Annotated in this window: 14 protein-coding genes; 3 read left to right on the top strand and 11 right to left on the bottom strand. The window is 33.5% G+C overall.

Annotated elements, in window-relative coordinates; genetic code table 11:
• Window positions 1–29: 29 nt before the first annotated feature.
• Together copZ and ABC382_RS16410 are read right to left on the bottom strand one after the other, a co-directional pair.
• Window positions 30–236: a copper chaperone CopZ gene (gene copZ, locus ABC382_RS16415; RefSeq protein WP_009374080.1), complete on the bottom strand. Its 207-nt coding sequence runs from the start codon at window positions 234–236 to the stop codon at window positions 30–32.
• A 452-nt stretch (window positions 237–688) separates the two neighbouring features.
• Window positions 689–1018 (bottom strand): four-helix bundle copper-binding protein, encoded by a 330-nt coding sequence (locus ABC382_RS16410; protein WP_009374082.1) that lies wholly within the window; start codon window positions 1016–1018, stop codon window positions 689–691.
• Window positions 1019–1335: 317 nt separating this feature from the next.
• Between ABC382_RS16410 and merR the strand changes: the two genes are divergently transcribed.
• The 3 genes from merR to ABC382_RS16395 all read left to right on the top strand — a co-directional run bounded on the left by merR (window position 1336) and on the right by ABC382_RS16395 (window position 4879).
• Complete coding sequence (gene merR / locus ABC382_RS16405) at window positions 1336–1728, top strand: mercury resistance transcriptional regulator MerR (RefSeq protein WP_001863748.1); 393 nt, start codon at window positions 1336–1338, stop codon at window positions 1726–1728.
• Window positions 1729–1756: 28 nt separating this feature from the next.
• Window positions 1757–3397, top strand: a complete 1641-nt coding sequence (gene merA, locus ABC382_RS16400; RefSeq protein WP_002440486.1) for a mercury(II) reductase — start codon at window positions 1757–1759, stop codon at window positions 3395–3397.
• Window positions 3398–3556: 159 nt separating this feature from the next.
• Window positions 3557–4879: an ISL3 family transposase gene (locus ABC382_RS16395; RefSeq protein WP_009374086.1), complete on the top strand. Its 1323-nt coding sequence runs from the start codon at window positions 3557–3559 to the stop codon at window positions 4877–4879.
• A gap of 537 nt (window positions 4880–5416) precedes the next feature.
• Here ABC382_RS16395 and ABC382_RS16390 read toward each other — a convergent pair.
• The 9 genes from ABC382_RS16390 to glmS all read right to left on the bottom strand — a co-directional run bounded on the left by ABC382_RS16390 (window position 5417) and on the right by glmS (window position 16481).
• Complete coding sequence (locus ABC382_RS16390) at window positions 5417–7519, bottom strand: copper-translocating P-type ATPase (protein ID WP_009374088.1); 2103 nt, start codon at window positions 7517–7519, stop codon at window positions 5417–5419.
• A gap of 226 nt (window positions 7520–7745) precedes the next feature.
• Window positions 7746–8918 carry a D-alanyl-D-alanine carboxypeptidase family protein gene (locus tag ABC382_RS16385; RefSeq protein WP_009374089.1) on the bottom strand — a complete coding sequence of 391 codons (1173 nt, stop codon included), beginning with the start codon at window positions 8916–8918 and terminating at the stop codon, window positions 7746–7748.
• A 165-nt stretch (window positions 8919–9083) separates the two neighbouring features.
• Complete coding sequence (locus tag ABC382_RS16380) at window positions 9084–9818, bottom strand: urease accessory protein UreH domain-containing protein (protein ID WP_009374090.1); 735 nt, start codon at window positions 9816–9818, stop codon at window positions 9084–9086.
• A gap of 21 nt (window positions 9819–9839) precedes the next feature.
• On the bottom strand, window positions 9840–10766 hold the full coding sequence (locus tag ABC382_RS16375; RefSeq protein WP_009374091.1) for a F510_1955 family glycosylhydrolase: 927 nt from the start codon (window positions 10764–10766) through the stop codon (window positions 9840–9842).
• Window positions 10767–10778: 12 nt separating this feature from the next.
• The gene (locus tag ABC382_RS16370) at window positions 10779–11456 is read right to left on the bottom strand and encodes a response regulator transcription factor (RefSeq protein ID WP_009374092.1); all 678 of its coding nucleotides are present in this window, start codon (window positions 11454–11456) and stop codon (window positions 10779–10781) included.
• Between the two features lie 16 nt (window positions 11457–11472).
• Window positions 11473–12780, bottom strand: coding sequence for a sensor histidine kinase (locus ABC382_RS16365; RefSeq protein WP_232735614.1), 1308 nt, complete (start codon window positions 12778–12780; stop codon window positions 11473–11475).
• Between the two features lie 94 nt (window positions 12781–12874).
• On the bottom strand, window positions 12875–13408 hold the full coding sequence (gene resA, locus ABC382_RS16360) for a thiol-disulfide oxidoreductase ResA (protein ID WP_036075026.1): 534 nt from the start codon (window positions 13406–13408) through the stop codon (window positions 12875–12877).
• Between the two features lie 39 nt (window positions 13409–13447).
• Window positions 13448–14158 carry a cytochrome c biogenesis CcdA family protein gene (locus ABC382_RS16355; protein ID WP_009374095.1) on the bottom strand — a complete coding sequence of 237 codons (711 nt, stop codon included), beginning with the start codon at window positions 14156–14158 and terminating at the stop codon, window positions 13448–13450.
• Window positions 14159–14678: 520 nt separating this feature from the next.
• Entirely contained in the window at window positions 14679–16481 is a 1803-nt protein-coding gene (gene glmS, locus ABC382_RS16350; protein WP_322610530.1) for a glutamine--fructose-6-phosphate transaminase (isomerizing), read from the bottom strand.
• Window positions 16482–16767 lie beyond the last annotated feature (286 nt).

Raw genomic sequence — 16767 nt, 5'->3', positions numbered from 1 at the left:
GAGAGTGCATTTATGCACTCTCAAAAATATTATTTTACCTCATATCCCTGTTCTTCTATTGTTTCCTTAATTTTCTCAAGCGATACTTGGGATTCATTAAACGATACTTCAACTTGTGCATCTTTTAAATTCACGTTTACTTGATCAACACCTTCTAATTTCCCTAAACTTTTTTCAACAGTATTTACACAATGACCACATGACATTCCAGTTACCTTTAAGATTCTATTTTCCATAAAAATCCCTCTCTTTTGAAATATTTTTATAAAATGTAAAAGGGTATTAATAATTTTTTTATATTTCCTTTTAACTTTCGAATTGTGATTTTAACTTATATTGGCTTCATCACTTTTAATGCAGTTTATCATTATCAAACAAGCTTTCTTTAAACGATAAATTTGTAATTACATCATCACCGTAAATTATCAACCTCCTCTAAACACACATTCATGTTACCATACCCCAGTTAGGTATGTAAAGTGGTGTTTTAATTTACTATATGCGTCACTAATTATGCAGTATATGTTAAATATCACGTTTATTTAACATTCAAACACTGTGACTTAATTAAATTTTTTAGCAGTCCATCAAAAAACTCTGCTCCTAAATAAGCAGAGTTTAAAACATTTTCGCGTTAGAAGAATTACTTTTATTTATCATTGATTCTTCATTTATAAAATCAAATCTTCTACACAGCCATTTTTTTACATACTTCAGCGCATCGGTAACATGTTTCTGCACATTCTTGGCAATGTTTATGATGTTCATGTTTTTTACAAACATCACCACATGCCTGACAAATCTCAGCACATAATTGACAAATTTGCTTTACGAATGGACTACCAGACTGCATCGATTTAGCAGAAAATGCACAAATATCGGCACATTCTCTAAGGGTACGAATGCACTCCGCTAACATTTTAACATCATCTTCTTCTAGACATTCATGATAACATTTATTACATTCCTTCATACACTCTAGACAAGCTTTAATACATTCTTCATAGCTCATTTTCAATTTTAAATACCTCCTGTTAATTTAGTCTGTCTTATTATAACCACTCCTATTTACTATATACCCCATTCAATCATAACTAATCTTCCCTATTGATATTAAACGGGTCTTCGGAATATATAGTGGAATTACTTTCTTAATAGTTTAAAAACAACTGGTGTTTAAATCGGATTTTCTGGTGGGATGTTAGGATAATCAATAGTATTATATAAAAGTATCAATCACATACGAGTGATACTTTGGGAAAAAAATAAAATAGTCCAATTTACTTGACCGTGTACTATGGTACACGGTTTATAATATTCATGGGGTGAAATAAGATGATTTATCGCATTAGTGAGTTTGCAGATAAATGTGGAGTTAATAAAGAAACGATCAGATATTACGAGCGAAAAAATTTATTACAAGAACCTCACCGAACGGAAGCTGGTTATCGGATATATTCATATGATGACGTTAAGCGTGTTGGGTTTATTAAACGAATACAGGAACTTGGTTTTTCTTTAAGCGAGATTTATAAATTACTTGGTGTTGTAGATAAAGATGAAGTTCGTTGTCAAGATATGTTCGAATTTGTTTCTAAAAAACAAAAGGAAGTGCAAAAACAAATAGAGGATTTAAAACGAATTGAAACTATGTTAGACGACTTAAAACAACGATGTCCAGATGAAAAGCAATTACATTCGTGTCCAATAATAGAAACATTAACATGAGAGATTAATTAACGAAAGGAGCTTTTTTATGAATAAATTTAAGGTAAACATTTCAGGAATGACTTGTACGGGTTGTGAAAAACACGTAGAATCAGCACTTGAAAAGATAGGTGCTAAAAATATTGAGTCTAGTTATCGTCGTGGTGAAGCAGTATTTGAACTGCCCGATGATATTGAGGTTGAAAGTGCAATAAAGGCGATTGATGAAGCAAATTACCAAGCCGGAGAAATTGAAGAAGTATCATCACTAGAAAACGTGGCGTTAATTAATGAAGACAATTATGACCTTCTTATTATTGGTTCTGGTGCTGCTGCCTTTTCTTCGGCAATTAAAGCTATAGAATACGGTGCAAAAGTTGGAATGATTGAGCGTGGAACGGTTGGGGGAACCTGTGTGAATATTGGCTGTGTTCCGTCAAAAACTCTTCTTAGGGCAGGGGAAATCAATCATTTATCAAAAGACAATCCGTTTATAGGTTTACAAACATCCGCTGGAGAAGTGGATTTAGCTAGTTTAATCACGCAAAAGGATAAATTGGTGAGCGAACTTCGGAATCAAAAATATATGGATTTAATTGATGAATATAATTTTGATTTAATTAAAGGTGAAGCAAAATTCGTTGATGCTAGTACGGTTGAGGTCAATGGGGCAAAGTTATCTGCAAAACGCTTTTTAATTGCAACAGGTGCATCGCCTTCGTTGCCCCAAATTTCAGGACTTGAAAAAATGGACTATTTAACTAGTACAACACTTCTTGAGTTAAAGAAAATACCAAAACGATTAACTGTAATTGGTTCAGGATACATTGGAATGGAGCTTGGACAACTATTTCATCATTTAGGTTCAGAAATAACGCTTATGCAAAGAAGTGAGCGACTTTTAAAGGAGTATGATCCTGAGATTTCAGAGTCAGTTGAAAAAGCGTTAATTGAACAGGGTATAAACCTTGTCAAAGGGGCAACTTTTGAGCGTGTTGAACAAAGTGGAGAGATAAAAAGGGTTTACGTAACAGTAAATGGCAGTAGAGAAGTCATTGAATCAGATCAGTTACTTGTTGCCACTGGAAGAAAACCAAATACGGATTCTTTAAATTTAAGTGCAGCAGGTGTTGAAACTGGAAAAAATAATGAAATCCTGATCAATGATTTTGGTCAAACAAGTAATGAAAAGATTTATGCAGCAGGAGATGTGACTTTAGGACCACAATTTGTATATGTAGCAGCCTATGAAGGTGGAATTATTACTGATAATGCTATTGGTGGATTAAACAAAAAAATAGATTTATCGGTAGTTCCTGCTGTTACGTTTACGAATCCGACGGTTGCAACGGTTGGTTTAACAGAAGAACAAGCAAAAGAGAAAGGGTATGATGTGAAGACATCTGTATTACCTTTAGATGCTGTTCCAAGAGCAATTGTAAACCGTGAAACAACCGGTGTATTTAAACTAGTAGCAGATGCAGAAACACTAAAAGTATTAGGGGTTCATATTGTATCTGAGAATGCAGGAGATGTCATCTATGCAGCATCATTAGCTGTTAAATTTGGCTTAACGATAGAAGATTTAACAGAAACCCTAGCACCATATTTAACAATGGCTGAAGGGCTAAAATTAGCTGCACTTACGTTCGATAAAGATATTTCGAAATTATCTTGTTGTGCAGGCTAAGGGAACTTTTTTACAACTCCCTATTCAAGTGAACCAGCTAATGCTTTAAGGGATTTTCTAAGTGCATTTGTGGTCACAAAAATAATTTAACACTGATGATTTCGACATCAAATCTATAATTGATACCTTAACACCGCAGAGTAATAAAGGATGAATAATATGTCAGACTTATTATCCCTACCAGACATTAAAACAATAGAACCGCCACAAGAAAATGAAACCGATATGATGTTTAAAGTTGAAGCAGTCGGACCACCTGAACGTTGTCCTGAATGTGGTTTTGACAAGTTGTACAAACACAGTTCAAGAAATCAACTAATTATGGATTTGCCCATTCGTTTAAAGCGAGTGGGCTTACAATTGAACCGTAGACGATACAAGTGTCGTGAATGCGGATCTACCTTCTGGGAACGCCTAATATCTGTAGATGAAAAGCGTAGTATGACCAAAAGGCTTTTAAAGTCCATTCAAGAGCAATCCATGTCTAAGACCTTTGTAGAAGTCGCAGAAAGCGTTGGTGTTGACGAGAAAACCATTAGGAACGTTTTTAAGGACTATGTGGCACTCAAAGAACGTGAATACCAGTTTGAAACTCCTAAGTGGCTTGGGATAGACGAGATACATATTATCCGTAGACCTCGGCTTGTATTGACTAATATTGAACGCAGGACTATTTATGACATCAAGCCTAACCGTAACAAGGAAACAGTCATCCAACGTCTTTCAGAAATCAGTGACAGGACTTACATTGAGTACGTCACAATGGATATGTGGAAGCCCTACAAAGACGCAGTGAACACTATCCTTCCACACGCTAAAGTTGTCGTAGATAAGTTTCATGTAGTTAGAATGGCTAATCAAGCCTTAGATAACGTCAGAAAGTCTTTGAAAGCCCATATGAGCCAAAAAGAAAGACGTACCCTTATGCGTGAAAGGTTTATCCTTCTAAAGCGTAAACACGATCTAAATGAACGTGAATCATTCCTCTTAGATACTTGGTTAGGTAATCTTCCTGCTTTAAAAGAAGCCTATGAACTCAAAGAAGAGTTTTACTGGATATGGGATACTCCTGATCCAGATGAAGGTCATCTTCGTTATAGTCAATGGAGACACCGTTGTATGTCCAGCAACTCTAAAGACGCATATAAAGACCTCGTGAGAGCCGTAGACAACTGGCATGTCGAAATATTCAACTACTTTGATAAAAGGCTCACTAATGCTTATACGGAGTCAATTAACAGCATTATTAGGCAGGTAGAGCGAATGGGTAGAGGTTACTCGTTTGATGCCTTACGAGCCAAAATCCTTTTCAATGAGAAGCTCCATAAAAAGCGTAAGCCACGATTTAATTCAAGTGCTTTCAATAAAGCTATGTTATACGATACTTTCAATTGGTATGAAGTGAATGATCACGACATTACAGACAACTTTGGTGTCGATTTTTCCACACTTATTAAGAATTTGGAGAAGGGTGATTTATAAGCCCTTTTCCACCATAAAATCCGAATACCCTATTAAACTAAGAGAAGCTTCATGAGACCTATCATCATACTAATTATGATTCCCATTCCTATGATTGAATAACTAATTACTTTTAAGTCATCTTTTTTTTGCAATCGACAGTATTTTTTATAACTAACTTCTCCATTTGCGAACATAAGACCAAATTGATCAGGTTTAATTGAATAAAATACACCATTCTCGTCTTCTAAAATTAGTTTTGTTATAAGGTTCTCCCCGTTCGATTTTTGATTATGAGTATTGCTTCTCGAGCCTTCAATCCTCACCACTTTGTATATGGAGTTCCCCAAAATCTTTTCTGTTATATGAAAAGCTTGATCTTCTATAAAGTTGTTATTTATACACACTTATATCCCCCCTCTGTTCACTAAGCTTCTGATATACTATATGTAAAATTTAATATATAGTTTTAACTAATCAGGAAATTGGAATCTTTTTTTTACAATATAATAAAAATTCGTCAAATTATATTTGACGAATTTTTTGCTTCATCTTTACTTATTCGATTTTGAGCAATTGTGCATTTATTGCACATATAATCGTACTTAAGGACATGACAGCAGCTCCAATTGCAGGTGTAATAACAATACCTACACTATATAAAACGCCTGCAGCTAGTGGAATTGCAAGAATGTTATAACCAGCTGCCCACCCTAAATTTTGGACCATTTTTTTATGACTAGCTTTCGATAGCTTTAATGTATTCAGAATGTCCTCTGGATTGCTGTTTACCAGTACTACATCTGCAGTTTCAATGGCCACATCTGTGCCTGCACCGATCGCAATACCTAAATCTGATTCAGCCAGTGCAGGCGCATCATTAACACCGTCACCAACCATTGCAACTTTCGAATTTTCTTCTTTTAGTCCTTTCACCTTATTAGCTTTTTCATGGGGTAATACTTCAGCAATAACTTTCGTCATGCCTAGTTTTTCACCAACATATTTTGCTACACGCACGTTATCACCTGTCATCATAACGGTTTCAATACCTAAATCACTCAATTCTTTTATAACCTTATAAGAGGAATCCCTTATTATGTCTGCTAAAGCAATCATGCCTAAAAATACATTATCCTTTAATATAAAAATAACGGTTTTACCTTGTTGTGCAAGTTTTTCGTAAGTACTTTCATCGAAGCTAATATTTTTTTCTTTTAAAACATTTGGACTAACAATTGCAATTTCAGACCCGTTAACATTAGCCACTAACCCTTTACCTGTTAAATTTTTAAAACCTTTTACTTCAGATACTTTTATATTTTGCTTCTTACCCTCTTTTACAATTCCCTTTGCTATTGGATGTTCAGATTGAATTTCTACAGAGTAAGCAAGCTTTAATAATTCTTTTTCGCTAACCCCTGTAACTGGATGAATATCCGTTATACCAAAATTACCTTCAGTTAAGGTACCAGTTTTATCAAACACAATTCTATTGATTTTAAATGCGTTTTCAAATGAAGTACGATTCCTAATTAATAAACCCTTCTTAGCAGCAATAGATGTAGAACGTGATGTTACTAAAGGAGTAGCTAGACCTAAAGCATGAGGACAAGCAATTATTAAAACTGTCACCATTCTTTCTAATGCAAAATCAAAGTCATCTGTTGACCACCAATAAACCAGTGTGATAATACCTGCAACAATAGCGACATAGAATAACCATTTAGCGGCTGTATCAGCAAATCCTTGAGCTTTTGATTTAGTTTTTTCTGCATCGCTTACTAATTGGATTACTTGTGCAAGATAAGTGTCACTGCCTGTTTTACTAACATTTATTTTTAGTACACCCTCTCCATTAATTGAACCCCCAATGGCCTCCATACCTACCTTTTTTTCAATAGGAATTGATTCCCCAGTTAACATCGATTCATCAACTGTAGAGTGTCCTTCAAAAACTATTCCATCAATGGGAATTTTCTCGCCTGGTTTTACTAGTATTTGATCACCTGGTTTTAAATCTTCAACAGATACTTCAATAAGGTTGCCTGATGCATCTAACTTATGAGCTTCTTTAGGCATTAATTTAATTAACTCTTCTAATGCTTTTGAAGCACCCATTATTGATCTCATTTCGATCCAATGTCCAAGAAGCATAATAACAATTAAGGTTGCTAATTCAAAAAAGAAGTCACTTCCTTCAATGAAAAATGCTGTTAGTGAACTATAGACATAAGCTGTTACGATAGCAAGAGTAATTAATAGCATCATCCCAGGAGTTCTATTTTTCAATTCACTCCATGCTCCAAGTAAAAATGGTTTTCCTCCATAGAAAAAGACTATTGTTGAAAGTAAGAATAGTAATAATGTGTCACCAGCAAAATTTACTTTATATCCAAGAAGCATCTGAATCATCATGGATAAATATGATATTGGAATCGTTAATACTAAAGATACCCAAAACCTTTTCTTAAAATCAGAAATCGAATGACCATGGTGTTTGTTGTTACCCTCGCTTTGATTATGTTGATGATGATTGTGTTCATTATTTTTCTTATTGTTAGGGCTGTAATTTTCATGAACATCTTGCATATGATTTGTTATTGGTTCATGCGAAACATTATGATTGTGGATGTGGTCTCTTTTTTCTTTTCTCTCCATCAAATATCACTCCTCTAAATATAAATCAGATGTGTACTATTTTTTTAGTGAATGTTCCCTCATTTTTCTTGAATTCATTTCTCCTAGGTTTCCTAGAAAAAATATTTCTTATTTAATCTTAATTTACCCCAAAGTTATGCAAAAATTATGAATTGTAATTTGAATAAAATTATTATTTAACAAAAAAAGAATGAGGATAAAAATGTACCTCATTCTTTGTCTTAATTTATATTAATTTCTTCTTTCGAATAAACTTTAAATAGATGAATAGGACGAAAATAAACATTACGCTAAATTTTGTGTACACCGATGCATCCTGATTTAAATTCGAGTCCTCTGTGTCTTTATGAGTTACATTTTTATTTATTTTACTATTGGCATTTTCTAACTGAAAAGATGCGATAGTATCCTGATTTTGATTTAATAGCTCTAAATGACCCTTTCCAGAGATTCTTTGACTAACTGTTTCATGTTGTAAAACTATATAATCGAGTTTTTCTTTGGTCTTAAAGGACATTTCATCAATTTTATATATTTTTCCCATCGGAATATTCCTAGACTCAAAATTCTCAAATGCATAATCAAGAAGTTCTATTGTATCGTTATAGGCCATGTCTTCTGTTTGCGCTTTAAGCGTTACGACAATAACCGATATATCGTTTCTTGTTGCTGTTGTTATAAGAGTTATTCCTGATTCATCAACATATCCAGTCTTTCCACCCGTTATTCCTTCATAAGGTCGCTCTCTCATTAATTTATGATGACTATAAAGAGTAGTATCCCACGATTTGCCATCCCAATTAAGTTCCTTTAGACCAAAAATTTTACGAAACTCCTTATTTTGCATTGCGTATTTCGTAATTTTTGCTAAATCTTGTGCAGTAGTTTTATGATCTGGATCATATAGTCCATGGGGATTTACAAAGTTCGTATTTTGTATTCCAATATTCTCTAAATATTTATTTATACTAGTCGAAAACTGTTTTACAGACCCATCCAAATGCTCAGCAATAGCAATACCTGCATCATTACCAGAATTCACAAGTAAGCCTTGAATAAGCTTTCTTAGATTAACCTTTTCTCCTTCTTCTAAAAAAACCCTAGTTCCTTCAACTTCTCTAGCATTTTTACTAATTGTGACAATGTCTTCTAGGTTCCCTTTTTCAATTGCATATATTGCAGTTGCTATCTTTGTTAAGCTAGCAGGAGCCATCTTCTGATTTGGATTTTTTTCATATAAAATTCGCCCCGTTTTTTCATCTATTAATATAGCAGCTTCACTGCTAATCAAAGGAGATTCGACCTTCATTGCGCCATGAACTCTATAAACAAAATTTGAACCTAGTATTAAGAAGATTACTACTAAAATCGCAACCTTTTTTATTAAATGTGTTTCCATATTATTATTCTCCTCATAGTAATCTACACATGTATCTTAGAAAAAATATGTGGAGAAAATATGGAGAACAAGTTACGTAATCTAAACTTAACACTTGTAACAATAGTGATTTCTATTAATGTTTGAAAAGCAATGTACTTTTATTTGTTTCTAAATTATTTATATTTACATTCCCCAATAAGTAATTGTGTCAAAAATTCCAATAATAAAAAGAGTAACTCCGGCTATTTTTTGAATAAACCTACCTACTTTAATACTTTTCTTCATTACTAATCCCTTAATATCAAAGTACCATATAAAAAATAAGATGATGACAAGAGGTATTGATGTTGCCAATCCAAATATTGCAGGTAACACTAATCCATATGAAGTCGACATAACGGTTGGCATTAGCCATACAAAATAGAGTACAAACATTGTTGGACAGAATGCAATTGCAAAACTAGCTCCTAGAAAAAAGGAACCAATATAACCTTCTTTTAGTATAGTAGGAACGTTCTTTGAAATTCGATTTAATATTCTTAACTTTATTGTCCCCATTAACACAAGTCCGGTAAGTATTAATAGAGGACCAATCAATTTTCGGAAAACCGGAAAGAAATTAATTATTTTGTTTTCAAATGTTTGTCCAAATGCCCACGCCAACAAACCAATTGCACTATATACTATGACTTTACCCATAATAAACGAAACGATCTCTCTCCAATTACTACCTAATTGGATAGTACGATTACCATATAACGTAATAGCGCTAATATTTCCAGTCAGTTGACATGGAGCAAATGCACCTATCAACCCAAGGAGGATAGATATAATGATTGGGGAATGCTCATATGAATTTAAGAATACAGAAACTGGTTCACTTATGGTTTGACTAATTTGAGACATCAAATTATACATCTCAATCACCCTTCAATAACCTTATTTTATTTTTAATTCCCCTTCTGAAGCTAATTTATCCCACGATTCCCCTTCGTTCTTAGAAAGATAGAAGTTAAGATTATTTGTTACAAAAGTAATTTCTTCTCGATTAGTAGGATTAGAAGCGATATAAATAATTGGGTCTTGCATTATCTCGTTTGGGAGTTGTATATTTTTTTCTTCTTTACTATCCAATGAGAATGATCTAAGGGAAACAGAATTTGAGTCATAGTTTGTATAGTAACCCCCATTCTCATTTAAAGTTACGTATGTAACCATTTGAGTAGACTTAAGTAATTTAAAGTTAACTCCATAGTCATTCGAAACAAAGATTCCATCTTTACTACCAATTGCAACTATTTCTTTTTTGGAAGGGTGAGCTGATAAATTAGAAACAAACTCGGAATTAAAGCCATTCATAGCTGATTCAGTCCAAGACTTCCCTTCATCAATTGAATAATGCAATCCACCACTCATATTCTCTGTAGGTGTTTCATTAATGACATAGATTGTATTCGAATCATAACCAGCTGCAAGATAATGAAAATCAATTTCGCCGTAAAAGGCTAATTGTTCTAGATTTGCTCCTTCATCTGTACTTTTTATAACTCCTAAAGGGTTTTTAAGGTTTGAGCCTTCCTCAGGATGTCCACTTGAATAGAAGCCATCTTTGACCGCCTGAAAGCCCATATAGTCATGTTTTTGGCTGTTCGCTTCTTCCCAACCCTTTACACCATATTTATACAATCCTCTATGTGTTGCAATTACAAAATCACTTTTACCATTTATATATCCCAAACCATGTATATGTTCAATTTTTGGGTTATCCACTTCTTCAAATGAATAACTATCTTTTTCTTTTGAATTACAAGCACTTAAAACTAAAACAATAACTAATAGACCTAACCAAATTTTGTAATTTTTCATACTTTTCTCCTTTTAACTCCATTTATACCCTATTCCCCAAACCGTTTTAAGGAACTCATCGGTAGGAAAGTCAGATTTACTTAATTTTTCTCTTAGATTTCTTATATGTGAATCAACAGTCCGCGTATCTGTATCTGTTTCATATTCCCATGCAGCATGCAGTAATTCCTCTCTTGTAAATGTCTTAGAAGGTCGAGATATTAATGCTTTTATAATTAAAAATTCTTTTAAAGTAAGTTGCACACTTGAATTTTGGTAGTGTAGAGAATATGTTTCTTTATCTAAAACAAAATCTTTAAAAGTGATATTTTCATTATCCTTTTCAAATCCGACAATTCTACGCAAAACAGCATTGATTCTTGCTATTAACTCTCTTTCATCGAATGGCTTGGATATATAGTCATCTGCACCTAATAAAAGTCCCTTAGCTAAATCAGATTTATCAGCTCTTGCAGTTAGCATTATAATGGGTACTTTTGAAAATTCACGAATAGATTCACAAACATCCCATCCATCCATTTCAGGCATCATAACATCTAATAAAACGAGATCGATATTTTCTTTCTTAATTCTCTCTATTGCCTTTATTCCGCTCTTTTCTTTAATACAGGTATATCCATGTGGAATTAAAAATAATTCGACTAAATCGAGCATTCTTTCTTCATCATCCACAATCAAAATTGTCTGCATATTTAACCTCCATGTGTTATATGATCACCGTAAATGTACTTCCTTCTCCAAGTTTACTTTTGACTTCAATGGTACCATTGTGTGCTTCTACTAATTCCTTCACAACAGCAAGTCCAATTCCTGAACCACCATATGCACGAGAACGTGATTTCTCAACACGATATAGCTTCTCAAAAATGAAGTCAATTTCTTCTTGTGGAATGCCAATACCTGTATCAATAACCTCAATTCTTGTTTTCCCTTCATTTTTACAAGCCTTTAATGTTACCTCTGTATTTTCCTTTGAATATTTCAAAGCATTATCCAATAGGTTTATGACAATTTGCTCTAAACGTAATGGGTCAGCATATATTTGAAAATCTTCAGTGCAAACAAAGTTCAACTTAATATTCTTGAGATCATATGAAGGAGCAACAAGTTTACATATTGCTTCGAAAAAATATCGAGCAGAGAAAGATTCTTTCATGACAGTAAATGTGTTTTCGTCCATTCTAGCCAAGTCTAATAAATTTTTTACCAATTCCTTCATTCTATTGGACTCTTCAACAATAATTTCAAGATACTGTTCTCTTTGTTTCTTACTTAGACTCTCTCTCATCGCTACTTTTGAATATCCAATTAAATATGTCAACGGTGTACTTAATTCATGAGCCACTGACGCCAGAAATTCATTCCGGTCTGTTTTTAAACGTTCTAAATCATTGGCTAATTTCTGAATTGAACTTGCTAACTCACCAAGCTCGTTTTTACTTTTAATTGCAAGCTTTACATTAAACTCACCTTTGCTTAATTTCTCTGTTGCCTCTTTCATCCGTATTAAAGGTCTTGTTATAACTTTTGACAGAACCGCGTAAACAATAAAAAGTACAATAAAACTTGTAGCACCTGCCATACCAAAATGTTCAGTTAATTCATGAACCATCTTATTAAGAGAACCAGTACTTTGTAGCATTAAAACGTATCCAGATTGATTTGTATTTGAGATATAAGGATGCACACTCATAATATAAGGGGATTCTTTCCAGTTAGAAGTCAATAATTCATCTGTTTCTACGTCTACGTTCTTTATTAAAGAAACTATTTGTCCACTTAAAGATTCACTAATATCTGAACTACCAATGATATTTCCTTTATTATCGGTAATGATCACCGCACGATCTTTACTTTTTTCCATCAAAACGATATGTTTTATTGTAGTTTCAGAAAAATTTTCAATTAAAACATCTCTATGATTAGCACCATTCGCCAATAATGTATAATATTCTTCTTCAACTCTCGAATTAATTATATTTCGATGAAGATAAAACATAAGAAATAAATCCATTATTAGCACTACAATAAAAAAACACGATGCTAATTTTGTAGAGATTTTGTTCACTAATTTTTTCACCTCTCTTATTAGTCTAAAAAATTATTACTTAGTCTGGTAAAATTTGTTCCATGTAACTCTTTATATCCTGTTCTTTCATTTCTCCAGTGATTATTTTTTCTATTTTACCCTCTGAATTAATAAGAATAGTCGTTGGTAATGGATTTATATTATATGCTTCCATTACACTTTTGTTTTTGTCAATTAATACCGGAAAAGTTAAACCTTTTCGGTCAATATAATTTTGAACCACGAAGTCGGATTCTGCTATATTTATAGCTAATACCTGTATACCTTTTTCTTTATATTCCTTATAATATCTATCTATAATTGGGAATTCCCTTTCACAGGGTTTGCACCAAGTCCCCCAAAAGTTTAAAAAGACACCTTGTCCTTTGTATTCCTCCAAATTATGTTTATCACCATACATATCAACTAGAGTAAAATTTGGAGCATTATCCCCTATTTGTAATACTTCATTTTTTTCTTTAGTTAAAGTTGTATATACTGTAAATAATATTGCCCCAAATAATACAATTAATATAATTGAACGCATAAGAAATCGTCTCTTTTTTTTATCCATAATTAAGTTTGGTTCCTTCCCCTCTTATATGATATAAAACTAAAAGCCAGTAAATCCTCCAAAAATAGGTGTTAAAAACGCAATAATTTTAGTCATCATATCAAAGTACAATAAAACCCCCATCAGAATCATTATTGCACCACCTATTTTCATAAACAGTCCATTTTTTCTTTGAAGAAACTTCATTTTTCCAATAAATAAGGACATTATTAGGAAAGGTATAGAGAAACCTAGCACATAAAATAACATGTACAACATTCCTTGCCCGGGGTTAGACACTCCTAAAGCTATTACTCCGGCAAGAATTGGTCCAGTACAAGGTGTCCATCCAGCTGCAAAACCCATACCAATAAGTACTGAGCCAAAATATCCTTTGGGCCTTTTTTTAAAACTAATCTTTTTTTCCGATTGTAAAATATCGAATTTAAAGAAACCTAGAATAACTAATCCAAAAAAGACCATGAAAATTGCTCCAAATTGCCTTAGTAACTCTTTATACTGAATAAAAATCTTTCCGATAAAAGAAGTTGAGAAACCTAATGCCATAAAAATAATAGAAAAACCAAGTAAAAAAAGCAGGGTATGTATTAAAGACTTTCGTCTTAAGATCCCTTTCTCTTCTTTTAGTTCATTAAAGGATATTCCTGTTATATAAGATAGAAAAGCAGGATACAATGGTAATGAACAAGGTGATACAAATGATAATAATCCAGCCCCAAATGCAAGTATTAAATTTAATTGTTCTAACAAATACTCTCACGCAACCTTTCTACAGAACATTTAAAAATAAAGTATAGACTATAAATGTGGAGAATATATGCATATGTTGATACATATCAAAATTAAGAAGTTTATTTTTGATACCTTTCTACAACTCATTAATTAATAGCAATTTTTTTTTAAAAAAAGTTTTAATTCCTGCTCTAAGGATTATAATTCAACGGTAATAATGACAAAACAAAACCCTGGCACAGTAGACAATGTACCAAGGTTATTTTAATGTACCTACTTTATATATATATAGTTAGAAAAATGAAAGGTTTGAAAGCCATTTTGAAAAAACAAAAACCCTGATACAGCATCATACTGTATCAAGGTTTATCTTATTTATATACAATAATATAGTTAGAATCACTCATAGAAATTGTTTGAATATCCAGTATACAACTTTTTTGTCCAGTATAAGACTTTATTGTAAAGTATACAACTATTTTGTCTAGTATAGAACTTTATTGTAACTGAACAAATACAACTTTTTTAACATAAAACCTTACTCAACAGTCACTGATTTTGCTAAGTTACGTGGTTTATCCACATCACAGCGGCGATGTAGAGCAGCATAGTAACTAATTAATTGTAGTGGCACTACAGACACAAGTGGTGTTAGTAATTCGTGTACATGTGGTATTACTAGACGGTCACCATCTTCGTCAATGCCAGCCATTGCGATAATACATGGATATGCCCCACGAGCCACTACTTCTTTAACATTACCTCGGATGTTTAGCCCGACGGATGCTTGTGTGACAAGAGCAAACACTGGAGTACCTTCTTCGATTAAGGCAATTGTTCCGTGCTTTAGTTCTCCACCAGCAAAGCCTTCTGCTTGGATGTAAGAGATTTCTTTTAGTTTTAATGCCCCTTCAAGGCTTACATAGAAGTCCATATTACGGCCAATGAAGAATGCGTTCCGTGCGATTTTTAAGTAGTCTTCTGCAATATCTTCTAACACGTCTTTTGAATCAATGATTGTTTGGATGCCATTTGCAGCAATCGCAAGCTCTTGTTTTAAATCAAATTCTAAGCCTTTGCCATTTGCCTTTGCCGTTACATAGGCTGCTAAAGCAAGAACCGCTACCTGTGCAACATAAGCTTTTGTAGAAGCTACTGCAATTTCCGGACCTGCATGTAATAACAATGTATGATCTGCTTCACGTGATAGTGTGGAGCCAGGTACATTTGTAATTGTTAGTGTTGGGTAACCAAGCTCTTTAATTTTCACAAGCACTTGACGGCTGTCTGCTGTTTCACCTGATTGTGTTATAAAGATAAATAATGGTCTTTCTGAAAGTAATGGCATATTATAGCCGAATTCACTAGAAATATGAACCTCTACTGGAATACCCGCCATTTTTTCGAAATATTGCTTACCAATTAATCCTGCATGGTAGCTTGTGCCTGCTGCGATAATATATAAACGATCTGCAGCTCGTAATGCCTCTAAAATCTCTGCGTCAATCGTTAAATCGCCATTGTCCCCTTCATATGCTTGGATAATTTTACGAATAACTGTAGGCTGCTCATCCATTTCTTTAAGCATATAGTGAGGATATGTCCCTTTTTCAATATCACTCATATCAAGCTCAGCTGTATATGGCGCACGCTCTACTACAGAACCATCTAATTTTGTAATTTCAACACTTGCTTTGTGTACGATAACTACCTCTTTATCGTGAAGCTCTACGTATTGATCTGTTACTTGTAGCATCGCCATTGCATCTGAAGCTACAACATTGAAGCCTTCACCAATTCCAACTAGAAGTGGCGATTTATTTTTCGCTACAAAGATCGTATCTGCCGCTTCTGCATCTAATAGTGCAAGTGCATATGAACCATGTAATAGAGATAGAGTTTTACGGAAAGCATCAGCTGTGCTCAAACCTTCTTTCACAAATAACTCTACTAATTGGACGATAACCTCTGTATCTGTATCAGATTTCATTGGAATGCCTTTTAAATATGTTTTTTGTAATAAATGATAGTTTTCAATAACGCCATTATGCACAAGTGTAAAGCGTCCTGATGCACTTTGATGTGGGTGAGCATTTAAACGATTTGGCACACCATGTGTTGCCCAACGAGTATGACCAATACCAATTTTTGCTGCAACTTCCTCATCTACCGCTTCACGTAAGTCGGCAATACGTCCTTTTTCTTTAAAAACCGTTACGCCTTCTTCATTGCGAACTGCAATACCCGCTGAGTCATAGCCACGGTATTCTAGTTTTTCTAAGCCCTTTAATAAGATTTCCTTTGCATCTGATTCCCCAATATATCCTACAATTCCACACATAATTTTTCTTCCTCCGATAATGTCAATTTAATGCAATGACAAATTAGACCTCATCTTATCAAACTTTTTTGAATGGACAAGCTATACTTTATTTTTATAAAAAATAAAGCCTCCTGTACATGCAAACAAATTACTGATTCAGCCATTCTGAACCGAGCTCTTTCGATATGTGAAGTTTCTTCTATTTATCTTTTGCTTTTAACTATACCTTTTTCATTTTCTGTACATTCAATCACTTAAATGCTTTCAAAATGAAAAATGACAATCGGGTATGTCGATCGGGAGG

This window comes from Lysinibacillus phoenicis (assembly GCF_047238325.1).
In the GTDB taxonomy this organism is placed as follows: domain Bacteria; phylum Bacillota; class Bacilli; order Bacillales_A; family Planococcaceae; genus Lysinibacillus; species Lysinibacillus irui.
This window is presented reverse-complemented; position numbering and strand designations above follow the sequence as displayed.